This is a genomic window from Streptococcus parasanguinis (genome assembly GCF_001074805.1).
GTDB lineage: Bacteria > Bacillota > Bacilli > Lactobacillales > Streptococcaceae > Streptococcus > Streptococcus parasanguinis_A.
In genome coordinates this window covers 1-25,447 of sequence record NZ_JUPI01000033.1, presented here as the reverse complement: position 1 = coordinate 25,447, position 25,447 = coordinate 1, and the positions used below count along the sequence as shown (strand labels likewise).

17 protein-coding genes and 1 tRNA gene are annotated in these 25,447 nt (G+C 45.8%); 13 read left to right on the top strand and 5 right to left on the bottom strand.

Annotation, left to right across the window (positions count from 1 at the left end):
- Positions 1-127: 127 nt before the first annotated feature.
- A complete protein-coding gene (locus ADI76_RS02215; RefSeq protein ID WP_049514447.1) occupies positions 128-991 on the bottom strand; it encodes an RluA family pseudouridine synthase in 864 nt (287 codons plus the stop codon).
- Positions 992-1,094: 103 nt separating this feature from the next.
- On the opposite strand from ADI76_RS02215, the gene pbp2a reads away from it, so the two are divergent.
- Positions 1,095-3,329 carry a penicillin-binding protein PBP2A gene (pbp2a, locus tag ADI76_RS02210; protein WP_049514444.1) on the top strand — a complete coding sequence of 745 codons (2,235 nt, stop codon included), beginning with the start codon at positions 1,095-1,097 and terminating at the stop codon, positions 3,327-3,329.
- Between the two features lie 40 nt (positions 3,330-3,369).
- On the opposite strand, the gene ADI76_RS02205 is transcribed toward pbp2a, so the two are convergent.
- Positions 3,370-4,281 (bottom strand): KPN_02809 family neutral zinc metallopeptidase, encoded by a 912-nt coding sequence (locus ADI76_RS02205; protein ID WP_049514442.1) that lies wholly within the window; start codon positions 4,279-4,281, stop codon positions 3,370-3,372.
- A 144-nt stretch (positions 4,282-4,425) separates the two neighbouring features.
- Between ADI76_RS02205 and rpmG the strand changes: the two genes are divergently transcribed.
- The 3 genes from rpmG (at position 4,426) to nusG (ending at position 5,487) form a co-directional block, all read left to right on the top strand.
- Positions 4,426-4,578: a 50S ribosomal protein L33 gene (rpmG, locus tag ADI76_RS10855; protein ID WP_003009043.1), complete on the top strand. Its 153-nt coding sequence runs from the start codon at positions 4,426-4,428 to the stop codon at positions 4,576-4,578.
- A 9-nt stretch (positions 4,579-4,587) separates the two neighbouring features.
- The gene (gene secE, locus ADI76_RS02200) at positions 4,588-4,764 is read left to right on the top strand and encodes a preprotein translocase subunit SecE (RefSeq protein ID WP_003002261.1); all 177 of its coding nucleotides are present in this window, start codon (positions 4,588-4,590) and stop codon (positions 4,762-4,764) included.
- Between the two features lie 186 nt (positions 4,765-4,950).
- Positions 4,951-5,487 carry a transcription termination/antitermination protein NusG gene (nusG, locus tag ADI76_RS02195; protein ID WP_003002077.1) on the top strand — a complete coding sequence of 179 codons (537 nt, stop codon included), beginning with the start codon at positions 4,951-4,953 and terminating at the stop codon, positions 5,485-5,487.
- A 251-nt stretch (positions 5,488-5,738) separates the two neighbouring features.
- On the opposite strand, the gene ADI76_RS02190 is transcribed toward nusG, so the two are convergent.
- Positions 5,739-6,497, bottom strand: coding sequence for a hypothetical protein (locus ADI76_RS02190; RefSeq protein ID WP_049514441.1), 759 nt, complete (start codon positions 6,495-6,497; stop codon positions 5,739-5,741).
- A 143-nt stretch (positions 6,498-6,640) separates the two neighbouring features.
- Positions 6,641-6,711 (bottom strand) — tRNA-Cys (locus ADI76_RS02185).
- A gap of 253 nt (positions 6,712-6,964) precedes the next feature.
- On the opposite strand from ADI76_RS02185, the gene rpsB reads away from it, so the two are divergent.
- On the top strand, positions 6,965-7,747 hold the full coding sequence (rpsB, locus tag ADI76_RS02180) for a 30S ribosomal protein S2 (RefSeq protein ID WP_049514439.1): 783 nt from the start codon (positions 6,965-6,967) through the stop codon (positions 7,745-7,747).
- A gap of 83 nt (positions 7,748-7,830) precedes the next feature.
- Positions 7,831-8,871 (top strand): translation elongation factor Ts, encoded by a 1,041-nt coding sequence (gene tsf, locus ADI76_RS02175; RefSeq protein WP_049514437.1) that lies wholly within the window; start codon positions 7,831-7,833, stop codon positions 8,869-8,871.
- Between the two features lie 501 nt (positions 8,872-9,372).
- Here tsf and ADI76_RS02170 read toward each other — a convergent pair.
- On the bottom strand, positions 9,373-9,843 hold the full coding sequence (locus tag ADI76_RS02170; RefSeq protein WP_049514435.1) for a COG2426 family protein: 471 nt from the start codon (positions 9,841-9,843) through the stop codon (positions 9,373-9,375).
- Between the two features lie 154 nt (positions 9,844-9,997).
- Here ADI76_RS02170 and ADI76_RS02165 point away from each other — a divergent pair, with 154 nt between their 5' ends.
- The 7 genes from ADI76_RS02165 (at position 9,998) to ADI76_RS02135 (ending at position 25,380) form a co-directional block, all read left to right on the top strand.
- The gene (locus ADI76_RS02165; RefSeq protein ID WP_049514433.1) at positions 9,998-10,519 is read left to right on the top strand and encodes a Dps family protein; all 522 of its coding nucleotides are present in this window, start codon (positions 9,998-10,000) and stop codon (positions 10,517-10,519) included.
- 215 nt (positions 10,520-10,734) lie between these two features.
- Positions 10,735-17,571 carry an Ig-like domain-containing protein gene (locus tag ADI76_RS02160; RefSeq protein WP_049514432.1) on the top strand — a complete coding sequence of 2,279 codons (6,837 nt, stop codon included), beginning with the start codon at positions 10,735-10,737 and terminating at the stop codon, positions 17,569-17,571.
- Between the two features lie 103 nt (positions 17,572-17,674).
- Entirely contained in the window at positions 17,675-21,385 is a 3,711-nt protein-coding gene (locus ADI76_RS02155) for an alpha-L-fucosidase (RefSeq protein ID WP_049514430.1), read from the top strand.
- A gap of 217 nt (positions 21,386-21,602) precedes the next feature.
- On the top strand, positions 21,603-22,067 hold the full coding sequence (locus ADI76_RS02150; RefSeq protein ID WP_049472688.1) for a CtsR family transcriptional regulator: 465 nt from the start codon (positions 21,603-21,605) through the stop codon (positions 22,065-22,067).
- A complete protein-coding gene (locus ADI76_RS02145) occupies positions 22,068-24,497 on the top strand; it encodes an ATP-dependent Clp protease ATP-binding subunit (protein ID WP_049514428.1) in 2,430 nt (809 codons plus the stop codon).
- A 9-nt stretch (positions 24,498-24,506) separates the two neighbouring features.
- Positions 24,507-24,995 carry a hypothetical protein gene (locus ADI76_RS02140; RefSeq protein ID WP_049514427.1) on the top strand — a complete coding sequence of 163 codons (489 nt, stop codon included), beginning with the start codon at positions 24,507-24,509 and terminating at the stop codon, positions 24,993-24,995.
- On the top strand, positions 24,973-25,380 hold the full coding sequence (locus ADI76_RS02135) for a DUF4430 domain-containing protein (protein ID WP_049485779.1): 408 nt from the start codon (positions 24,973-24,975) through the stop codon (positions 25,378-25,380). The genes ADI76_RS02140 and ADI76_RS02135 overlap by 23 nt, the downstream gene beginning before the upstream one ends.
- Positions 25,381-25,447: the final 67 nt, after the last annotated feature.

Sequence of the window (25,447 nt, the reverse complement as noted above, 5' to 3'; positions counted from 1 at the left end):
ATTGAGACCTTAGGCTCAATAATTAGTCATGGAACTTCGTAGAAGTTCGCTGACGTCCGTACTTACCTAAGGAAAGTTTTTAATATGACTTTGTCTTCAATCTAAAAGAATCCTGTGGCTTCTTTTTTCAAGCTTTCAACCCTTCTTCGAAACTCTTAGAAGGGGCCTCGACTTGGATGGTTTCAAGCGTTAATGGATTGGTGAAGGTCAAGCGGTGAGCATGGAGCATGAGTCGCTCTCTGCGTTCAGGGTTATAGAGAGGATCCCCGACAATCGGGTGCCCATGATGGGAGAGATGAACCCGGATCTGATGGGTACGGCCCGTCTTGAGCTGGCATTTGACCAGGCTGTTTCGCCCGATTTTTTTCAGTTGCGTCACCTGGGTTTCTGCATACTGCCCCTTGCGTGGATCGACCAGGCGCTTGCGCCGATCGTGGCGATCACGTCCGATTTTATCCTTGTAGATGATGGTCTTTTGCGCTAAACTTCCTTGGATCAAGGCCCAGTACTCGCGTTGGATTTTTTTATCTTCCAAAATTCGGTTGAGAATAGGCAGGATAAAAGGATTCTTGGCAAATAAAATCGCTCCGCTGGTTTCCTTATCTAACCGGTGCACGACGTAGCAGGTGGATCCAACATAGCTGGAAACATGGTTGAGAAGAGCAATTTCCATCGGTTCGTTGGCATGGGTTTTCATGCCTTCGGGCTTATTGACGATGATGACGTGCTCATCTTGATAGAGTTCTTCGACAAGACTGGGGTCTCCTTCTAGGAGCTCTTTTTCAGGGTAATCGTCTGCGTCAAAGATCAGCTGGATCTGGTCTCCTTTTTGAACGGGGCTCTGCCAGTTGATGATCTCTCCATTCACCAAGACGTGTTTTTTGACCCGTAAAAAATGCCGGATCTTACGGGGGATGAGGAAGTAGTCTTCAAGGAGCTCTTTCACAGTCATCTGGGGAAAAGATTCTGGAATGGTAAATTGATAGTTCATGACCCTATTGTAGCAAAATCTAAGCTTAAAGAAAACTAAATGAGAAATAGCGAGGAGCTATCTTTTCTTGCTAGGACAAGGATAAGGTGTTACAATAACAGGTATGAATAGAATAAAAGAATTATTTGAAAATCTGATCACTTTTTTTAGAAAGGATCATCCGCCCAAAGCAGTGGCAGAAGAAGTGCCCGACACGGAATTGCCGGAAGAGACAGTGGAGCCAACTTATAGTCGCTCAGGCAAGCACAGAAGCAAGCCTCTCTCTCAGCACCCCTTCCGTCGTTTTTGGCGCCGATTCCATTTGACCAAGATTCTCCTGATCATTGGACTAGGCTTTAGTCTCTTGACAGGGGGCTATCTCTTCTATCTCGCAAAGACGACCAACGTCAAGGATTTGCAGAATGCACTGAAGGCGACCACCATTATCTATGATAAGAATGGGGACCAGGCTGGAAGTTTGACCGGACAAAAAGGAACCTACGTCGAACTCGATGCCATTAGTGAGAATCTGCAAAATGCCGTGGTCGCAACAGAGGACCGGAGCTTTTACAAGAATAGTGGGATCAACTATGGTCGCTTCTTCTTAGCAATTTTGACACTGGGTCGCTCAGGTGGTGGATCGACCATCACCCAGCAGCTAGCTAAAAATGCTTATCTGTCCCAGGACCAGACGGTGGAGCGCAAGGCCAAGGAATTCTTCCTGGCACTTGAAATCAATAAGAAATACAGTAAAAAAGAGATCCTCACCATGTACCTCAACAATGCCTATTTTGGAAATGGGGTTTGGGGAATTGAGGATGCTTCCAAGAAGTATTTTGGGGTTTCAGCCAGTCAATTAAGCCTAGATCAGTCAGCGGTTCTCGCAGGCATGCTCAAGGGACCGGAGATCTATAACCCGCTCTATTCAGTAGAGAATGCGACCAACCGCCGCAATACGGTCCTTCAAAATATGGTAGCGGCCGGCTATATTGACCAGGCAACAGCCGATCAATCTGCTGCTGTTGATATCCATGGCCAGCTAGTCGATGCCTATGAAGGCAAGTCAGAGGACTACCGCTACCCATCCTATTTTGATGCGGTCATCAATGAAGCTGTCAACGAATACGGTCTCACCGAAGAAGATATTGTCAAAAATGGCTACCGGATCTACACCGAGCTGGATCAAAATTACCAAGCAAGCATGCAGGTAATCTATGACAATACAGCCCTCTTCCCAGTAGCGGAAGACGGCACGCGCGCAGAGTCCGGTAGTGTGGCCCTTGATCCTAAGACTGGTGGAGTTCGGGCTCTCGTAGGTCGTGTCGGAAGCGATCAAAATCCAGGATTTCGGACCTACAACTATGCGACCCAGGCTGCTCGTAGTCCGGGATCGACCATCAAACCTTTAGTGGTTTATAGCCCAGCTGTTGCAGAAGGTTGGTCGACCAATAAGGAACTGGATAATAGTACCACCCAATACGGAAGTTATGAAGTCAATAACTATGCAGGAATCCAGTCGAGCCCAACGGTACCGATGTACCAAGCCTTGGCAGAATCCCTCAACCTTCCAGCAGTAGCGACCGCTAATGAATTGGGTCTCAATACAGTCTTTGAGTACGGGAAAAAATTCGGTCTCAACATGGACAAGGTGGACAAGTCGCTTGCTGTTGCCTTGGGAGCTGGTGTGACAACCAATCCGATGCAGATGGCCCAAGCCTATGGAACCTTCGCCAATGGCGGGGTCATGAATGATGCCCACCTCATTACTAAGATCGAAAATGCCAGTGGCCAAGTGGTCAAGAGCCACAGTCAGAAATCAACACGAGTGCTCAGTGGATCCACAACGGATAAGATGACCAATATGATGCTGGGAACCTTCAGTAATGGTACGGGGGTTAACGCTGCGCCTTATGGTTATACCATGGCAGGGAAAACCGGTACGACAGAGACCAGCTTTAACAAGGACCTCTCTGGAGACCAATGGGTGATCGGCTACACGCCAGATGTGGTCATCAGTCAATGGCTTGGTTTCCCAACGACCGATGAAGGTCATTACCTGACCGATAGTAGTGCCGGAACGGCGTCAGAGATTTTCCGTAATGTTGCCAACAGTGTCCTGCCTTATACAGACGGTACCCAGTTTGATTCGGTGAAGAACTCTTATGCTGAAAATGGCATTGCGCCAGTCGGAGAAGAAACGACAGAAACAGACAGCAAAGAAGACAAAGGTTTCTTTGAGGATGTCAAAGAAAAGGCGTCGAATATGGTCGATGATGCGAAAAAAGCAATCGACGAGGCCGATATCCCAGGAAAAGCGAAAAATGCTTGGGATACCTTTAAAGGTTGGCTTGGTTTCTAATCAAAAAAACGATTCAGAAATTCTTCTGAATCGTTTTTAATTAAAGTTCACTATCTGACAAGCTAAAGGTATCGCCGTGTTGGAGATCCCCGTACTGGTAGCCCCGTTTGAACCAGCGCATGCGTTGCTCCGAAGTCCCGTGGGTAAAGCTATCTGGCACCGAGTAGCCGTATGCTTGCTCCTGGAGAGTGTCGTCACCGACTGCATGGGCCGCATTCATGGCTTCTTCGATATCACCGATATCCAAAAGGTTTCGGTCTTGAATGGAGCGGGCCCAGACACCTGCTAGGTAATCTGCTTGCAGCTCGATGCGGACGCTGATGGCATTTCGTTCCTTCTCAGAAAGTCCTTGCTGCATTCGGTGGTATTTGCCAAGGATTCCCAGCTCATTTTGTACGTGGTGACCGACTTCATGGGCGATGACGTAGGCCATGGCAAAGTCGCCGCTAGCCTTGTATTTGGTAGTCAATTCCTTGTAGAAACTCATATCCAAATAAATTTTCTTATCGGTTGGACAGTAGAAGGGGCCAGCCGATGCTTGCCCAACCCCACAGCCTGTCTTTGTCCGTCCGGTATAGAAGACTAGTTTGGGCTCCTGGTAGGTCCGTCCTTCTGCTTGAAAGACCTTGTGCCAATGATCTTCTGTTGTCCCAAGGACTTTGCTGACGAACTGGGCGTCTGCATCGTCGACATGGGTCTTATTGGTGCGCGTGACTTGGGTGGACTGGTAAGGTTGTGAAGTCCCATTTCCAAAGAGACCCCCAAGGCTAGCGCCACCACCTCCTAGAAGAACCAGAAGAAGGATGAGGACGATCTTACTTTTGAAGCTCCCCGGCGATAGTAAGATCTGTAAAATGCCTCCGCCAAGATTACTATTGCCTGAAGACTGGGAGTAGCTTTGCCCCCTGCGGTCTTCGATATTTCTACTTTCTTTTAGGTTATCACTTTTCATATTCGTCTCCTTTTGTTTTATTTTACCAAAAATGAGGAGAAAACCAGAGTGATAACGCTTTAGATTTGTTTTTTTCTTGACAGGAGATTTTCTGTTCTTGTCAAAACGTGGAAAACTTGCTATAATGGGGTGAACGGAGGCGTTATGGCATTAAAAAAAGCAAGTCTAGCGTGTACGGTTTGTGGGTCACGCAATTACTCCATTAAGTTGAGTGGGACGCCAAAACCAACACGTCTAGAAGTCAATAAATTCTGCAAGCATTGCAGCAAGTATACCATCCATAAAGAAACACGATAGGAGAGAGTTGTGAAATTCATTAAAGATATTTTCGTCTTACTAAAAGATACAACTTGGCCAAATCGCAAGGAAAGATGGAAAAACTTTATCTCAGTGATTGAGTACACCGCTTTCTTTGTTGCATTGATTTATTTGTTTGACAAAGTCATTGCACGTGGCCTATTGCACATGATCAATTTCTTTTAAGAAAAGAAGCCAGGCGGGATCCCAAGGGTCCTGCTTTTTATGGTTTTTCTTAAAAATAAATCAGCAAACCTCTTTGCATTCCGGCAAAATGTGGTATAATGAAGCTAGGAAAAGGAAAGCCAAGAGGCTTTTTTTAGTATGTTCACAAAAGCTCGAGCAGGCTAAACAGAAAGAAAGGATGCCCAAATGGACAGTTTTGATAAAGGCTGGTTTGTACTACAAACCTACTCAGGATATGAAAACAAGGTAAAAGAGAATCTTTTGCAACGTGCGCAAACTTACAATATGTTAGAAAACATCTTGCGCGTAGAGATTCCAACTCAAACCGTACAAGTTGAGAAAAACGGTAAAACAAAAGAAATCGAAGAAAACCGCTTCCCAGGTTATGTCTTGGTCGAAATGGTCATGACAGATGAAGCTTGGTTTGTTGTCCGGAATACCCCGAACGTTACTGGTTTCGTTGGATCCCACGGAAACCGTTCAAAACCAACTCCATTGTTGGAAGAAGAAATCCGCAGTATCTTGCTCTCTATGGGTCAAACCGTTCAAGAGTTTGATTTGGATGTCAAGGTAGGCGATACAGTTCGTATCATCGACGGTGCCTTCACAGACTATACTGGTAAGATCACTGAAATTGATAACAACAAGGTGAAAATGGTCATTTCTATGTTCGGTAACGATACGGTTGCAGAAGTGAATTTGAACCAAATTGCTGAATTGTAAGAAAGAGAGAGTGGGACAGCTTTAACAGTCTGGGAGACTGTTGAAGGTTGCAGATAAAGGAAACATAGTTTCCGTCAACATAGGGTATTTTTGAAGCTTAAAAAGCGAACAAAGACTTAGGATACTTGCTTCGCAAGTTCTATCCACCACCTCAAAGCAGTGCTTTGAGCACTCAACCACTGCGTCTTGCTCGACAATCCAAAAATAATTAAGAGGCTAGGACTTTTGTCCTAGCCTCTTTGTATGGATCGTTATTGATTTTTATCCAGACCTGTGATCTTTTTTAACTGCTTGGTTTCTGCAGCAGACGTAACATTGAAGATCTTATTTCCTTGTGTAGAGAAGCTAGATTCATCTCCGTTGCTATCTTTATAGACATAGCTAGTCCCATTTTCTGAACGCATAATGGCATAGGGTTTTCCGAGACGCTCGAGAGCTGTTTTTGGTGTATCGGATTTGGAAATGCTGCCAGTAGACTGGTGGTTGGCATCGCCCCCTCTTAGTCGGAAGGTGATATCTGTTAACACATTATTACGAAAGAAAGCCATGATATCGCCATTGTCTGTTGCCCAAACATTGACCCCATCGCCAGGATTCGCACTGTCTGTACTACTTACGGGTTGACCAAAGGCTGCAACTACGTCATCGTAACTGCTTCTTTCTTTTGGCCCACCAACCTCTTGTCCATCTTCGGTTCTTAATACAAAACCAGTGGTAGGGTGGAGGTTCTTAAGCTTTTCGATCTCAGGAATAGATGCAGCTCCTGGCACATATTGGAGAGATGCGCCATCATCTGGATCCAAGCTGAAGCGATCTGAAAAATCATCTGAGCTAGTGCTGTCTGAAGAAGTGCTCGACGGTTTACTAGATGATGTTTTGGTTGAAGATTGTTTGATCGGTTTTCTAGAACTAGAAGCTGTTTTTGCTGGTTGCCCAGAATTGGCAGGTGAGCAAGCTGCTAGTGTTACTAGTGAAAGAAGGCCGATCGTAAAGAAACGAATGTTTTTCATAATGACCCTTTCTAATGTACTTCGCCGATCAGGCGAGATTTTATTATATCAATAATCAAGGAATGGAGCAAATGGAAACAAAAAATCCCCTATTGCTAGGGGAATTTTTAAAAGATAAAAGATGATAAAAAATTTTATTATCAAGGCGGTAGACGGATTTGAACCGACGATCAAGCTTTTGCAGAGCCGTGCCTTACCACTTGGCTATACCGCCGTAACATATAATATTGTAACCTAAAAAACAAGATAGGTCAAGAAAAACTTTTTCCTTCAAATCATTACAGATGAAGAATGCTGAAAAAATCTCTCAAATAGCTTGCGAATTCTAGGGATTTCTGCTATACTTATAGAGTTGTCTAAGACAGCAAATACTCATCTCGGATCCATTGTGACACCGTTGCCCTTGTGGTCGTGTTGCAAGTTGACGTCTGAGAGAGGAGAAAAAAACAAAAAAGGAGAAACTACTCATGGCAGTAATTTCAATGAAACAACTTCTTGAGGCTGGTGTACACTTCGGTCACCAAACTCGTCGCTGGAACCCTAAGATGGCTAAGTACATCTTCACAGAACGTAACGGAATCCACGTGATCGACTTGCAACAAACTGTAAAATATGCAGACCAAGCATACGACTTCATGCGTGATGCAGCTGCAAATGATGCAGTGATCTTGTTCGTAGGTACTAAGAAACAAGCTGCTGATGCTGTTGCAGAAGAAGCTGTTCGTTCAGGTCAATATTTCATCAACCACCGTTGGTTGGGTGGAACTCTTACTAACTGGGGAACAATCCAAAAACGTATCGCTCGTTTGAAAGAAATCAAACGCATGGAAGAAGATGGAACTTTCGAAGTTCTTCCTAAGAAAGAAGTTGCATTGTTGAACAAACAACGCGCTCGTCTTGAAAAATTCTTGGGCGGTATCGAAAACATGCCTCGTATTCCAGACGTAATGTACGTTGTGGATCCACATAAAGAACAAATCGCTGTTAAAGAAGCTAAGAAATTGGGTATCCCAGTTGTAGCGATGGTCGACACAAACACTGACCCAGATGATATCGATGTTATCATCCCAGCGAACGATGACGCTATCCGCGCTGTTAAATTGATCACTGCGAAAATGGCTGATGCTGTTATCGAAGGTCGTCAAGGTGAAGACAGTGTTGCTACAGTAGAAGCTGAATTGGCAGCTACTGAAAGCCAAGCTGATTCAATCGAAGAAATCGTTGAAGTTGTAGAAGGCGACAACGCTTAATTTCATTCAATAAGTAACGAACCTAAGAGGGCAGGGCTCAGCCCGACCCTCTTATTTTATTAAAAAAATATAGGAGAACAAAAATGGCAGAAATTACAGCTAAGCTTGTAAAAGAATTGCGTGAAAAATCTGGTGCTGGTGTCATGGACGCTAAAAAAGCATTGGTTGAAGTTGATGGTGATATCGAAAAAGCGATCGAATTGCTTCGCGAAAAAGGTATGGCTAAAGCAGCTAAGAAAGCTGACCGTGTTGCCGCTGAAGGTTTGACTGGTGTTTATGTAGACGGTAACGTTGCAGCAGTTGTTGAAGTGAACGCTGAAACTGACTTCGTTGCGAAAAACGCTCAATTCGTTGAATTGGTAAACGCAACAGCGAAAGTGATCGCTGAAGGGAAGCCGGCTAGCAATGAAGAAGCTCTTGCTTTGACAATGCCTTCAGGTGAAACTCTTGAAGCTGCATATGTATCTGCAACAGCTACAATCGGTGAAAAGATTTCATTCCGTCGTTTTGCTTTGCTTGAAAAAACAGATGCACAACACTTCGGTGCTTACCAACACAACGGTGGACGTATCGGTGTTATCTCTGTGATCGAAGGTGGAGACGAAGCACTTGCTAAACAAATCTCAATGCACATCGCTGCAATGAAACCAACTGTTCTTTCATACAAAGAATTGGATGAGCAATTCGTGAAAGACGAATTAGCACAATTGAACCACGTCATCGACCAAGATAACGAAAGCCGTGCAATGGTTGGTAAACCAGCTCTTCCACACTTGAAGTATGGTTCTAAAGCTCAATTGACTGACGAAGTTGTCGCTCAAGCTGAAGAAGATATCAAAGCTGAATTGGCAGCTGAAGGTAAACCAGAAAAAATCTGGGATAAAATCATCCCTGGTAAAATGGATCGCTTCTTCTTGGACAACACGAAAGTTGACCAAGCCTACACTCTTCTTGCACAAGTTTACATCATGGATGACAGCAAGACAGTGGAAGCTTACCTTGAATCAGTAAATGCTTCAGTAGTTGAGTTTGCTCGCTTTGAAGTTGGTGAAGGTATCGAAAAAGCAGCTAACGACTTTGAATCAGAAGTTGCAGCTACAATGGCAGCGGCTCTTAACAACTAAGAATACAAAAAAAGAGGTTTCGATGGGAACCTCTTTTTTTGTAAGATAAATTCATCTAAATAACTTTCCTTAGGTGAGTACGGACGTCAGCGAACTTCAAAGAAGTTCCATGACTAATTAAGATACAAAGGGCGTCAGCGGATAAAGTCAAAATAGGAAGTTTAACGAAGAATCTTTAGATTCTAGGAAAACTTATCTTTTTGACACAATCCGCCGCCCGTGTTCAATTAGTTTTGGACCCATTCGCTTTTCAAATTTTAGGCTCATGCTAAAACAATTCCCCGAACTGTTTTACTTCCAAAACTCCCGAGTGCTAGAAACATGATTGTTTCTAGCACTTTTCTCACAGCGGAAAGTTTTAGTAGATGACTGATTAATTCTAATAAATAAATTTTTTTGTTTTATAGAATTTATTAGATTTGTAAAAAAACAGTTTGTCTATACTCTTAGAGGAACTGAAGCCTCTTTTTTGTATGCAAAAAAGAGGCTTCAGTCTTTTGGTTAGTGTGCGAAGGTATCGATTCCTAGAAGAAGGGACAGAGTCCCCATGATGAGGCCGGCTAGAATTACTCCGAGCATGACTGCGAGGCTACTGCGTTTGAAGTCCCAGTCAAGGATAGAAGATGCAAGGGCACCGGTCCAGGCACCAGTCCCTGGTAAAGGAATGCCGACGAATAGGAGTAGGGCCCAGAAGATTCCCTTGTCTCCTGCAGTTTTTTCTAATTTCTGTCCGCCTCTATGACCCTTATTGAGACACCAGTTAAAAAAGCCTCCGATGATCGGTTTTTTTGCGCCCCAAGTGAGGATATGGCGGGCGAAAAAGAAGATCAGAGGAACAGGGAGAAGATTTCCGATCACTCCGATCAGAAGCGCTGTCCATAGTGGAATGCCATTTGCAATGGCAAAAGGGATGGCTCCGCGCAATTCAACGAGGGGAACCATGGAGATCAGGAAGGTAAAGATATATTTCATTGGTTATGCCTTTCGATTAGTCTTTTACATTCTATCGTATCTTTTCTCAATTGACAACTATGATCTTTTTAAATCTTTTATCTTGACTTTCTGGTGGAGGAAGCATATAATAAAGATATAGTTAATTAGAACCATTATAAAAAGGAGAAACGACATGACAACTATGAAACATGAAGCAGCTACTGATGTAGCAACTTTTGCACCATCTAATAAAGAAACTCTTCCAGAAACAAAAGCCCTCTTGAACCAAGTCGTAGCAGATCTCTACGTCGCTCACATTGCCCTTCACCAAGTACACTGGTATATGCGTGGACGTGGCTTTATGGTTTGGCATCCAAAAATGGATGAATACATGGACAGCTTGGATGCAACCTTGGATGAAGTGAGCGAACGCTTGATCACTCTTGGTGGCGCTCCTTATTCTAGCATGACTGAATTTTTGGAACACAGCAATATTGAAGAACGCCGTGGAGCATTTACAAAAAATGTAGAAGAAAGCTTGACACGTATTCTTGAAATCTTCCATTACCTTGATGGCCTTTACCAAAAAGCTTTGGATGTTACCGACGCTGAAGGCGACGATGTAACCAACGATATCTTTGTTGGGGCTAAAGCAGAACTTGAAAAGAATATTTGGATGGTGGCTGCTGAACTTGGTCAAGAACCAGGATTATAAGATCATAAAAAAATAGAAGCCTTTGGCTTCTATTTTTTTGGTTCGTAGGAGATTTCCACTAATTAAAGGAATTCTTAATCTAACTATAGTTGGGGTGAAATTGAGGCCTATTCCTCCTCTTTTTTTGGTATAGTTAATATGTGATTTTCTGTAAGCGTTCGCAGATATAAGAAAGCGCTTACAAATTTAATTGTTAAACCTAAGAGGAGGTTCTTATGGGAAAGTCTTTTTTTGAAAAGCGTCCTGTGTTTAGTATTCGGAAGCTCTCTGTTGGAGCTTGTTCTGTTGTGATTGGGCTTTCTGCCTTTGGGCTTTCAAGGGTCCATGCGGAAGAAAAGCCAGCCCTCGAAAGTGAGCCGACTTCGATTGAGACACCAAGTGTTGTGACGGAAAATTCAGGAACGGAAGTTCCTGAAGCTGTTGCAAGAGTTTCAGAAGCTCCAGCTGTCATTACCCCTACCAGAGCTGAGGAAAAACCAGCGTCTCAAGACGATGGTCAACCCGTTTCTACTTCATCTGAGCGTGCTACAGGAACGGAAGCAACAGCTGCTCCAGATCAAAATCGTGTAGCGGAGGATATTGTGCAAGATCGAGAACGTGATTTTAATAAAGATTGGTATTTTAAATTAAATGCGGCTCCTGGTGCAGAAGGGCGTCAAGTGGATGTCAAGGATTGGAAAAAATTAGATCTTCCTCATGACTGGTCTATTTTCTTTGATTTCGATCACAACTCTCCTGCTCAAAATGAAGGGGGACAATTAAACGGAGGGGATGCTTGGTATCGTAAGACCTTCCGTTTGGACGACAAGGATCTAGATAAGAAGGTCCGCTTGGAATTTGGCGGGGTTTATATGGATTCCAAAGTCTATGTGAACGGACAATTCGTCGGTCATTATCCAAATGGCTACAATGCCTTTTCTTATGATATTACTCCTTATTTGAATGCGGATGGAAGTGAAAATACCATTGCCGTTCATGTGGTCAATCAACAACCAAGTAGCCGTTGGTATTCTGGTAGCGGGATTTATCGGGATGTTAAGCTGAGTGTAACGGACAAGGTTCATTTAGCGCAGTATGGGACTACGATTACGACCCCTCAGTTGGAAAAACAGCAAAATGGGGCAGTAGATACAGTGGTGAAGAGCCGCATTGTCAACCAGGATGATCAAGCCCATAGTATTTATGCGGAATATGAAATTGTCGATCAAAATGGCCAAGTGGTGAGCGAAAAAACGCGCAGTGAAGCACAAGCTGTTCTAGCAGGTCAAGAGATCAATCTATCTCAAACCCTCCATGTTGAAAAACCAACCCTCTGGGATGTGAAAACGGATCATCCAGCTCTCTATACCTTGTATACGCGGGTTTATCGGGATTCGCAGTTGGTCGATGTGCAAAAGGAACGCTTTGGTTATCGCTATCTCAACTGGACGCCAGAAGGTGGCTTCTTCCTCAATGGGGTGGCGACGAAATTCCACGGGGTATCCCTTCACCATGACCACGGGGCTCTTGGAGCTGAGGAAAATTACAAGGCTGAATACCGTCGTCTCAAACAGATGAAGGACATGGGAGTCAATGCCATCCGGACGACCCACAACCCAGCCAGTGAACAAACCTTAAAAATTGCTGCTGAGTTGGGCTTGATGGTCCAAGAAGAAGCTTTTGATACCTGGTATGGTGGCAAGAAACAATACGATTACGGTCGTTTCTTTGAAAAGGATGCCACTCACCCAGAAGCTCGTAAGGGGGATACTTGGTCCGATTACGATCTACGGACCATGGTAGAGCGGGGCAAGAACAATCCAGCCATTGTCATGTGGTCGATCGGTAATGAAGTCGGTGAAGCAGATGGTTCAGACAAATCTGTCGCAACCGTTCGTCGGTTGGTCAAGACCATCAAGGACGTGGATGCAACCCGCTATGTCACCATGGGAGCTGATAAATTCCGCTTTGGTGATGGATCAGGAGGCCATGAAAAGGTAGCAGCAGAGCTTGATGCGGTTGGATTTAACTATTCAGAAGCTAACTATGAAAGCTTACGGGCCAAACATCCAAACTGGCTCATTTATGGTTCTGAAACCTCTTCTGCAACGCGGACACGGGGCTCTTACTACCACCCTGAAAGAGAATGGGTCGGCAGCAACCAAGAAGACCGCCATTATGAACAATCAGACTACGGCAATGACCGGGTTGGTTGGGGTCGGACAGCGACCGCCTCTTGGACCTTTGACCGTGATCATGCCGGCTATGCAGGACAATTTATCTGGACTGGTACGGACTATATCGGTGAGCCAACCCCATGGCACAACCAAAATGATACACCTGTGAAAAGTTCTTATTTCGGTATTGTCGATACGGCCGGCCTTCCAAAGAATGATTTTTACCTTTACCAAAGTCAATGGGTATCGGCTGAGAAACATCCAATGGTGCATCTCTTACCACATTGGAACTGGGACAATCCAGAATTAGCCAATCGTGTCATGGATGAAGAAGGACGGATCCCTGTTCGAACCTTCTCCAATGCCCACAGTGTGGAACTGATTGTCAATGGGGAATCACAAGGAGTCAAGACCTTTACCAAGAAGACCACAGCTGATGGCCGGACCTACCAAGAAGGGGCAAATCCGGATGAACTCTATCTAGAGTGGTTGGTCCCTTATGTACCCGGCAAAGTGGAAGCTATTGCGCGCAACGAAGCAGGAGAAGTGATCGCGAAAGATCAAGTCGAAACAGCCGGCAAGCCTGCGAGTGTTCGTTTGTTGAAAGAAGAACACGCGATTGCAGCGGACGGTAAGGATTTGACCTATATTACCTACGAAATCGTCGATGAAGAAGGTCGTGTCGTGCCAACTGCCAATAATTTGGTGCATTTCCATTTGCATGGACAAGGCCAAATTGTCGGTGTCGATAATGGGGAACAAGCCAGCCGTGAACGCTACAAAGCGCAGGAAGATGGCTCATGGCAACGCAAAGCCTTCAATGGCAAAGGGGTTGTGATTGTCAAATCAACTGAGCAGGCGGGAGCCTTTACTCTGTATGCAGACTCAGATCGCTTGCAATCAGACCAAGTCAGCCTCTTTACAGGTAAGAAGGACCAAGCAGAACGCACTGTATTAGGCGTGGAACCTGTTCGACAAAGTGCTTATCTAGGAGAAAAACCAACCTTGCCAAGTAAGGTCAATGTGGTCTATAGCGATGGCAAGGCCCAAGAAGAAGCCGTTGAATGGGATGCGGCAGACTATAGCCGTGCAGGCCAAGTCCGTGTGACAGGACATGTTCAAGGACGCACGGTCGAAGCTCTGGTCGATGTGATCGGTGTGGAACAAGTCCTTCCAGTCATCAAACAAATCCCACAGGGAGCAGATCTATCAACGGTGGATAAGGCTGTGCAATTAGTCTTTACCGATGGGACCAGTGCTCACTATGACGTTGATCAATGGACCTTGGAAGCTGGTCAAGAAGATCAGTTGTCTACGCCAGGAGCACGCTTGAAAGCGACAGGACTCCTAGGCAATGGGGAAACGGTTCAAGCAACACTAGTGGTTGCAGGAGGAGATGTAGCCAAGGCTAAGAAACCAACGGTTCAGCTAGATGGAGTAGCTCTTCCAAAATTTGGTAGTGGTAACCATACCATTTTCCGTTCGCTGGTTTATGGTCAAGAACCAGGTCAAGTCACTGCAAGTGCAGAAAATGCCCAAGTGACGGTCCTACAAGCTAGCCGTGAAAATGGTTTGAAAGCTCAAATCTTTGTGACTGCTCAGGATACGGGAGCTGTTCAGACCTATGTGGTGCAATTCCAAGAAGAAAGTCCACAGATCCAGCGCCTAGAATTGCGTCTGCCAGAAGGACAGGAACTCAAGGAAGACCAAACGGTACCACTTGAAGTCATTGCCCATTACCAAGATGGCAGTCTAGCAAGTCTGAAAGCAGATCAAATCGATGTCAAAACAACAGCTGGTAGTCAAGGAAAAGCGGTTGCAACCAATAAAGGTTTGGAATTGCGAGAAGCAGGATTGGTTCATTTAGAAGCCAACTACCAAGGACAAACGGGAGAAGTCACCTTTACCATCACGCCAAATCCAGAAGAAAAGACAGTTGTGAAGGTGCGTCCTGTACGGATTAGTACGGATCGAAACGTTTTGCCAGCTCTTCCAGAGACCGTCTTGGTCGAGTATGACAAGGGATTCCCTAAAGAAAAACGCGTGACCTGGGATGCTGTGACCGCAGATCAAGTCAAGGATTACCATAGCTTTACAGTCACAGGTCATGTAGAGGGTGTGGAAAAAGAAGCCCAAGCTCAAGTCACCGTTGAAGGCATTATCGCTGTAGAAGAAGTCAGCACGACAACGCCAGTTGGTGAAAAACCAGCCCTTCCAGAAAGCGTGCGGACTTATCACTCCAATGGCAAGACCTATACTGCTAAGGTTTCCTGGGATGCGGTCGATCCGCAACTCTTGGCCAAAGAAGGAGAAGTTGTCATAGCCGGTCGTGTAGAAGGAACGGATCTTCCAACCCGTCTTCATATTCGTGTTTCCGCAAACACAGTCAAGGGAGCCAATGTAGCAGAGCAATGGACAGGCTCAGTCTTGCCACTCGCTTTTGCAAGTGACTCTAACGATGCGGATCCAGTTGCTAAGGTCAATGATAAGGTCATCTCCTTTACCGATGCTCCAGCTAACCGTTGGACCAACTGGGGCCGTGACAATGCGAAAGATTCTGTTGGTATCTTGTTTGGGGATTCTGGTATCTTGACCAAGCGAGCAGTGGACAACCTCCATGTTGGTTTCCATGAAGACCACGGCGTTGGCGCTCCAAGTGAATATGTGATTGAGTACTATACAGGGGAACAAATCCCAACTGTTCCAAGCAATCCAAATCGCGTCAAAGACGAAACAGACCATCCATTTAACAATCCAGCCAACTGGAAAGAAGTCAGCAACCTAACCGTTGAAGAACCGGTAGCAGCTGGCAAGATGAATCATTTCAGTTTTGATAAAGTCGACACCTATGCCGTTCGGATCCGCATGAAGACACCAGAAGGCAAACGTGGAAGCTCTATTTCAGAGATTCAAATCTTTGCCAATAAGGTTGCGGCAGAAGAAAAGAGCCAGTTGACCATTCGTGTCAACGGTGAGGTTTTGCCAGGTGTCAACCCAAGTGTGACAGATTACTACATCGATGAGCGTGATCGGGCTTATCCACAAGTGGAAGCGACAGCCAGCCATCACGGCCTTGCAACGGTTGTGCCAAGCGTCCATGAAGGTGAGCCAATCCGTGTCATCCATAAAGCAGAAGATGGTACTATCTTACAAGAGTACCGCCTCCATCTCACAAGTGATGCAGAAAAACTGAAACAAGCTGCTCCAGTAGCAGTAGAAGCAGGCAGACGTTTTGTGAAAGTCGGTCAAGATCTAGTTCTACCATCTACAGTAGGTGTCTACTTTAAAGGGGACACAGGTTATGAACGCAAGGAACTTACGGTGGACTGGCAGGCTATCCCAGCTGATGCACTTTCTCATGAAGGCAGCTTCACGTTAGAAGGAAAGGTCCTCGGTTATGATCTGACAGCTCAGCTGACCGTCCGGGTGTCAGAAAAGACAGGAGAAAACCTCTCTGTGAATCGTGACTACAATGCAGAAGATACCAGGGCATTTGCTAGTGAAACCAATGATCTCGATCCAAATCAAATCGACTATATCGATTACATCAATGATGGTGGCTACAACGAGTACTATCGCTGGACCAACTGGAAGAGAGAACCGGATCAAACCGAAGCCTTTGCTGGTCTTATCTTCAAGAAAAATGGTCAAGTAACAGAGCGTTTGGTCAATAAAGTAGCGGTCGACTTCTTTGCAGATCAGGAAACAGGTCTGCCAACGAAAACGGTTCTTGAACGCTATATTGGTCCAGACTTTGATGTTCCGGATGATTATGGCAATCTGAAGAATCTTCCAGATCATCCATTTAACCAAGCCTCTAACTGGGAAGAAATTCCGTATAGCTTGGATTATGCCTTTGAAGCTGGTTATATCTCTAACCTCAGCTTCAACGAAACCAGAACCAAAGCCATCCGTTTAAGAATGGTCCGTGATGAAAATCTAAAAGGAATTGGAATCATTGAATTGAGCGCCTATGCCCCAACAGAAGAGGCCCAGGCAACAACTGACGTCACGATCCAAGTCAATGGCAAAGACCTAGAAGGTTTTAAACCAGATGTGACAGATTATCATCTAGAGTATGAGGGAGAACGTCCAATCGTTTCAGCACAAGGCAAGAATGGAACAGCCGTTACGGTCGTGGATGCTAAAAGTGTCAATGCTCCAGTTCTTGTCAAGGTTGTCTCAGAAGATGGCAAGCTCGAAAAAGTATATCAACTTTCTCTCTCCGCAAAAGCACCTACAGGTTCAGCCATTCCTGAAGAAGGGGTTAAGAATCTGGTCCATACCAAACCAGAGTTGGTGATTGAGCCAGAAGAGATGGACTTTGAACGCTTAGAACGTCCAAATGCGGATCTTCCAAAAGGTGAGAAACGTGTGGTTCAAGAAGGTCAAAAAGGCCGCAAATTGCGCTTGGTGGAAGTCTCTCAAGAAAATGGTGTAGAAAGCCGGAAGGAACTGGATGCCTTTGTAGAGCTAGATCCAGTGGCAGAAATCACAGAGGTGGGCACGAAAGAAGTACTTCCAGACACTCCACAACCAGAGCCACAGCCGCAACCGCAGCCAGAACCACAACCAGAGCCACAGCCACAGCCACAACCACAACCGCTTCCGAACCCAGAGCGCCCTCATGTCTCAGAAGGACCAGTAGCTACCGCAACTCCTCAAGCATCTCTTGAGGTCAAAGCGGTACGTCAGGAAGGGACAGATGCAGCAGGGAAGGAAGTCGAGAAAACAGCTCAAACACCAGCAGTTTCAGCTGCTCCAGTTTCCGAAGGTAGATTACCAAATACAGGAACGGAAGAAAGCGTCGCAAGCCTTGTGGCAGGTCTCTTAGCAGCAGGTCTTGCCGGTGCTGTGCTGGATGATCAGAAAAAAAGAGCCGATAAGGCCAAGTAAAACAGCTAGAGAAACTAGCAAAAAACGGTGAAAAGTTCACAGGTAAAAGAAGGAGGATGGGGGAGCCCCACCCTCTTTACCTGGTGACATAAAGGAATAGAATATGGGAAAAAGATTAGTTGATCAGAAAAATCGATTTGGCATTCGCAAGCTCTCAGTAGGCGTCTGCTCGGTAGTCGTAACGACTTGTTTTTTAGGGGTGACTACCAGTTACGCAGAGGAACAAGCTGAGAGGAGTGAAACTCGCGAAGAACGGGTCGACACAAGCGATGTTGATCACCAAGGAAAGGAGGAGAAAACTGTGAACGAGCACCAAGAAGAATCAGAGCATGCCTCAGTAGCTACTAGCGAGAAAGAAAATCGCACAGCCAGCCAAGGGACAGAAGCCACTCAACCATCCACTTCTCTAGATGAGGAGACTGAGATTGCGGATTATGGACCACTTCCAAGCAAGGCTCAGATGCAATACCACCGCGAAGAACTAGCAGCTTTCATCCACTTTGGGATGAATACTTACTACGATCGTGAGTGGGGAGATGGGCAAGAAGACCCTTATTATTTCTATCCAGAGCATCTGGATACCGATCAGTGGATCAAAACCCTGAAAGACGCGGGCTTCAAACGAACCATCATGGTCGTCAAGCACCACGATGGCTTCCTCTTGTACCCTTCCAAATACACCGACCATACCATTGCCAAAAGTGGTTGGAAGGATGGAAAAGGTGATGTCCTAGCCGAGGTTTCTGCTTCTGCCAGCAAGTATGATATGGACATGGGGGTCTACCTCTCTCCTTGGGATGCTCACAGCCCGCTCTACCATGTGGATACAGAGGACAAATACAATGAATACTATCTCAACCAGCTTAAGGAAATCCTTGAAGATCCAAAATATGGGAACAAGGGTAAGTTCGTAGAAGTCTGGATGGATGGAGCGCGTGGCGATGGGGCTCAAAAAGTCACCTATACCTTTGACAAGTGGTTTGAAGCCATTCGCAAGGCCCAAGGGGATATTGCTATCTTCTCAGCTGAGCCGACCAATGTTCGTTGGATTGGAAATGAAAAGGGGATTGCCGGAGATCCAGTTTGGCATAAGGTCAATCCAGATAAGATCCGCAACAATCCATCCAATAGCTACCTCAATCACGGGGATCCGGAAGGGAAGCAATACTCAGTGGGAGAAGCGGATGTTTCTATTCGCTCCGGCTGGTTCTACCATGACGACCAAGAGCCTAAGTCCTTGCGCGAATTGATGGACATTTACTTCAAATCGGTCGGTCGTGGAACTCCGCTTTTGCTTAATATTCCACCCAATCAAGATGGGAAATTTGCGGATGCCGATGTAGCCCGTTTGAAAGAATTCCGCCAGACCTTGGACCAGCTCTACAGTGTGAACTATGCGGCAGGAGCTTTGGTAGAAGCTGACTCGACACGACGCAACCCGCTCTACAAGGCCAGCCATTTGACAGATGGTGATGAAAAGACCAGTTGGGCCCCTGCAGATGATGCCAAGACCGGATCTTTTGTCCTGGATCTTGGAAAAGAACAGCATTTTGATGTGGTAGAGCTCAAAGAAACCATCGAGAAAGGCCAACGGATTTCTGGCTTCACCATTGATGTGGCTGTGAATGGCCAATGGGTTCCTTATGGGGCTGGCTCAACTGTAGGATACCGCCGATTGATCAAAGGGCAACCAGTTGATAGTCGCTATATCCGGGTGTCCATCACCGATGCCCAAGCTACTCCAATCTTGAACGGAGTCTCTGTCTATAAGACGCCAGCCAGCATTGAAGAAACTGATGGCTATCCGCTTGGTTTGACTTATCATTCTGACCGGACTGCTGACCGGGCCAATGGTCAGTGGAATGAAGAGGGAGAAGGCGTTCGAGGCACCTCTATGTGGACCAAGGAAAAGGGAGCTTCGGTGACCTATCAGTTTGAAGGCACTAAGGCCTATGTGGTCGCAACTGTCGACCCTGGTCATGGGGAAATGGATGTCTATGTCGATGGCCAAAAGCTAGCGACCGTCAATACCCAAAGCCCAAGCCGCAAACGTAGCCAAAAGGTCTATGAAACACCGGATTTGACAGCAGGATCTCACACCTTGACCTTGGTCAATAGCAAGGGAGATGCGATCGCAACGGAAGGGATTTATGCTCTCAATAACCAAGAAAAGGGTCTCTTTGAATTTGCTCAGCCAACCCTAGCTGTTAAAAAAGGCGACCCAGCGCAAGTCGTCGTCAAGAGAAAAGGTGGCTCTAAAGGAAGTGCCAGTCTGAAATTGATCACAGAACCAGGAACAGGGGTTCATGGCAAGGTCTATAAAGATACCAACGTCACCCTTGAGTTCGCAGATGGCGAGACAGAAAAAACAGTCCAAGTTCCAACCCTTGATTTTGCAGGAAAAGCGACCGATGTCTATGACTTTAAGGTCAAATTGCTCCATCCGGATCAAGGAAGCCTGGTCGGCTTTATTCCAGAACTGACAGTCCAAGTGATGAATGAAGACCAGTTGCCAGAAAATCGCAAAGAAGTGGATGACCAAGATCCAAAACTGCACTATAGCCAAGGCTGGCATCATGAGACAGACAACAAAGACTTCTCAAATGGCACAGAATCTTGGTCCAGCTTTAACCAAGTGACCGATGAGGAAGGCAAGAAACACATTGAAGTGACCATTACCTTTAAGGGCACAGGTGTGGAGGTTCGAGGAGTGGTTGATCCAAGTCATGGACTCTACAGCGTCACCCTGGATGGAAAAGAAATGGCCTTCGAAGAAGGTCGGGGCCATGATTATGAGATCGAAGGCGATCATTATTTCAGTGGCTACGGAGACCAACGCAAGCTCGACCAGAGTTTGGTCAATCTGCAAGGTCTAGCAAAAGGCTACCATCAGCTACGCCTGCATCTGGATCCAGCCCTCAATGATCCTCAGTCATCTAGAGCCATCCAGGTAGACCGATTTGTCCTCTCAGGGAAAGATAGTCAGCTACTCAGTCAAGAAGAGTTGCAACAGATCATCAGAGAAGGAGTAGAAAAGATCAAGGCTACTTCTCTCGAGCGCTTGAAAACAGACCTCAAACCAACTGTTCAAGGACAATTGACGAACTTGACTCAGTTGTTGGATCAAGAGCGCCCAGATTTGGTTGCTGCAGCTAATCAAGTCGAAGCCCTTGAAACCATCTTGGAAGATGCTCACAATTATGAACCGCTGACGCAAACACGCCCATATCAAGGTATTCGGGATTTGATTCTTGAAAAGCCAGAACTTCTCATCGAAGCGGAGGAGATTCCATTTGAGAGTCAAACACGTGAGAACAAGGACTTGGCCAAGGGCGAGAGCCGGATCCTTCAAGCAGGGAAGGTCGGACGCCGATTGAAATTGATTGAGGTCCGACAAGAAGAAGGCAAAGAAATTCGGACAGAAGTCGATGCCTTTGTCGAAGTGGATGCCCAGGACCAGATCACAGAAGTCGGAACGAAGGAAGCGGAAAAAAGTCCGTTGATAGCTGATATGCCGACTCCAACCACTCCTGTCACTCCAAGTAAGGTGCAACCAGAAGTTGCGACTCTTTCTCAAGCTGAAGACAAAAAAGAAAAAGAAAGACCAGTTCTCTTTCAACCGAAAATCCCAGAAGCAGTTTCTGTTTTGACTTCAGACCATCTGGAAAAAGAAGGTGTTGAAAGTCCTTCTCTACAATCGGAAGGAAAACTACCTCAAACCGGTACAAAAGAAAGTGGATTGTTTGCTTGGTTAGGCCTTCTTGGTCTAGGATTCTTGGGCGGAGGCGCCAAATTCGCTCGTCGCAAAGAGTAGTTCATTCTTCGCATAGGAGGTTAGTTCTCACTAGCCTCTTTTACTTTGTATTCTTAAGAGATTCCTCTTTCCATAGAGTCTTTGCTTTATTTACAGCCGTAAAAATTGTATAATAGTCAAATAAGGTCAATGATGAGAAGGAACACTCCAAGGCCATTTTTTATGGGCCAAAGAGCAGAGCATCCATCTAGAAAAAAACAAGCCAGAAAGGAGCATCATGGCAAATAAGAACACATCTGATAGCATTGAAGCTTATATCAAGGCCTTGCTGGCTCAAGCTGGCATGGCAGAGCTCAAAAGAAGTGAGTTAGCCGATGTCTTTCAGGTCGTACCCAGTCAGATTAACTATGTCATTAAAACTCGTTTTACCGAGAGCCGAGGCTATATTGTAGAGAGCAAGCGCGGTGGTGGGGGCTATATCCGCATTGGCAAGGTCCAGTTTTCAGATCACCATCAGATGCTCCAAGACTTGGCAGCCAATATTGGAGAGACCATCAGCCAGCAGGTCTTTAATGATATCCTCCAGATGCTCTATGAAGAAAAATTATTGACAAAACGTGAAACGCAGCTGTTGCTTGCGACAACCTCCGATGAGGTCCTAGGTCGAGATGCTCTTATCCTACGAGCAACGATGCTGAAAAAAATCATTCAACAAGTAGATAGAAAAGGAAATACCGACTAGATGAACTATTCAACAGCACTGTTAGAAAGTATAGAAGCGGCCCAAATACTAGCAGGCCACTATCAGGGGCATACCTTAGATACTTGGCATCTCCTGACGGCTATGGCCAATAATCCCTATAGCGTGGCAGGTTCTGTACTGAACGATTATCCTATGCAGATCGATGAGTTTCAGGATGCAGCGGAGCATATCACAGGCCAAGCTTTTCAAAGCGACAATCGGTATGAAATCTTCCCATTTTCTTATCGGATGGAAGCCATTATGAAACACGCAAGAGAGATTGCCCAGGTCCTTCATGCTAAGACCTTGGGAACAGAGCATGTGCTCCTCTCTCTTCTAGCAGACCGTGGGACCTTGGCTAGCCAAGTCATGGAGTTTGCTGGCTTTGCCTTTACAGAGCAAGACAAGGGAGTTCCTATTGCCTCCCTTCGCAAGAATTTAGAAGACAAGGCAGGCTGGGACAAGAATGATATTAAAGCCATTCGGAGTCTCTATCGCGCCCAAAACCCTAACCGCCAAACCATGGGAAATATGATGGGCATGCCCCCAAGCACCAGTGGAGGTCTTGAAGATTATACCCGTGATTTGACAGAAATGGCGCGTACAGGCCAGCTTGAGCCTGTGATTGGTCGGGATGCAGAGATTTCACGCATGATCCAAATCCTCAGCCGCAAGACGAAGAACAATCCTGTATTGGTGGGAGAAGCAGGGGTCGGGAAAACTGCCCTTGCCTTAGGTCTGGCCCAGCGTGTCGCTAGTGGCAATGTTCCAGCTGAAATCGCGCAAATGCGTGTCCTTGAATTGGATCTCATGAATGTCGTTGCAGGGACGCGCTTCCGTGGGGACTTCGAAGAACGGATGAACAATATCATCCAGGACATCGAAGAAGACGGTCACGTGATTCTCTTTATCGATGAACTGCATACTATTATGGGGTCAGGATCCGGTATTGATTCGACCTTAGACGCAGCCAATATTCTAAAACCAGCCCTGGCACGGGGAACCTTGCGTACAGTTGGAGCGACGACCCAAGATGAGTACCAAAAGCATATCGAAAAAGATGCAGCCCTTTCTCGGCGTTTTGCGAAAGTCACCATTGAAGAGCCAAGTGTTGCAGATAGCATCCAAATTCTCCAAGGTTTGAAAGAAACCTACCAAGACCACCATCATGTGACCATTACCGATGAAGCGATCGAAACAGCTGTCAAATATGCCCACCGCTATTTGACCAGCCGTCAATTGCCAGATTCAGCTATTGATCTCTTGGATGAAGCGGCAGCTACTGTACAAAACCGCGATTCCAACGGTCACGTAAAAGAAGAGTTGACCGCCTTAGACCGGGCCTTGATGGATGGCAAGTGGAAGAAAGCAGCCCAACTCTTAGAAGTAGAGGCCGCTCCTATTGTCTACAAAAAAGAAGTCACTGACCAAGATGTCTTGGTGACCTTGAGCCAATTATCTGGTATTCCAACTCAAAAACTGACCCAAACCGATGCCAAGAAGTACCTAAACTTAGAAGCAGAATTGCACAAGCGCGTGATTGGCCAAGACCAAGCCGTTTCGAGTATCAGTCGGGCTATTCGACGCAATCAATCAGGTATCCGTAGCAATAAACGTCCGATCGGTTCTTTCATGTTCCTAGGACCTACCGGTGTCGGAAAAACAGAGCTAGCCAAAGCTTTGGCAGAAGTTCTGTTTGATGATGAATCGGCCCTCATCCGTTTTGATATGAGTGAGTACATGGAAAAATTCGCGGCCAGCCGTCTCAACGGTGCCCCTCCAGGCTATGTGGGCTACGAAGAAGGAGGCGAGTTGACCGAGAAGGTCCGCAACAAACCATATTCCGTTCTCTTATTTGATGAGGTGGAAAAAGCCCACCCAGATATTTTCAATGTCCTTTTGCAAGTCTTGGATGACGGAGTCTTAACCGATAGCAAAGGCCGGAAGATCGACTTCTCCAATACCATTATCATCATGACCTCAAACCTGGGAGCAACAGCCCTTCGGGATGATAAGACCGTTGGCTTTGGTGCCAAAGATATCCGCTTTGACCAAGCTAATATGGAAAAACGTATGTTTGAAGAATTGAAGAAGACCTATCGTCCAGAGTTTATCAACCGGATTGATGAAAAGGTGGTCTTCCATAGTCTCTCAAGCGAGGACATGCAGCAGGTAGTGAAAGTCATGGTCAAACCGCTCATCGCGACCTTGGCAGAACAAGGCATGACCCTCAAATTCCAGCCTTCAGCGCTCAAGTTGCTAGCAACCAAAGGCTACGATCCAGAAATGGGAGCTCGCCCACTGCGTCGTGTCTTGCAGACCGAAGTGGAAGATCAACTAGCAGAGCTATTGCTGAAAGGCCAAGCCCAAGAAGGGCAAACCATCAAGGTTGGAACGACAGCCGGAACGATCAAGTTCGAGATTGTCTAGGAGGACGTCATGACGCTTCAGCGATTAACCCGTATTTCGCTTTTGGCGGCCCTTTGTGTCGCTCTACGTCAGGCTTTTGCCCCTTTCCCAAATGTCCAACCTATTTCTGCTATCTTTTTTCTCTTGGTGATATTTGAAGGGTATAGCTTTGCTTTTCTTGTGATGATGATCACCATGTTTGTCTCCGCCTTTTTCCTGGGGATGAGCTTGATTGTGTTCTTTCAGATTGTCGCCTTTGGCTGTTTGATGCTCATTTGGCGCATCAGTTACAAGTGGTTGCCCTTTGTCCTTCAGATCCTTTTTGTGGGCCTACTGTCCTTTGCTTATGGGGTCTTGATCGATACTGTTTATGCCTTGATATACCATATTCCTTGGTGGACCTATGCTTTGGTCAATGGTTTTAGTTTTAACCTTGCCCATGCTCTGTCGACGATCGTTTTCTATCCCATTATCTATCAAATCTTTAGGAGATTTTATGTTGAAAAAAACCATTTCTAGCTTGATGACTTTACTTGCAGCTCTTCTTTTAGCGAGTTGCGCTCCGTCTCATAGCACAAACAATCAAACAACTACTTCAAGCACAGAAGTTGCCAAGAAAAACGAAATTTCGATTACGATTAGTGTGACGCCAGAAGGTCAAAAAGCGCAATTGAAAACCTTGAAAGTAGCAGAAGAGAGCAACCTTATGAAAGTGCTCAAAGCCAACTACAAGATTGAAGAAAAAAATGGCATGATCACCTCGATTGACGGTCACAGCCAAGATGAAGCCAAAGGTCTTTACTGGATGTACAAGATCAATGGCGAAATGGCTCCAAAAGGTGCTGCTGAAACCACTGTTAAAAAAGGGGATAAGATCGAATTCTATCAAGAAGTGTATAAATAATGAGGAGAGAGTGGGACAGAAATCGGTAATTCGTTAGAATTCGATTTCGTCGTCCCACCTCCGCACA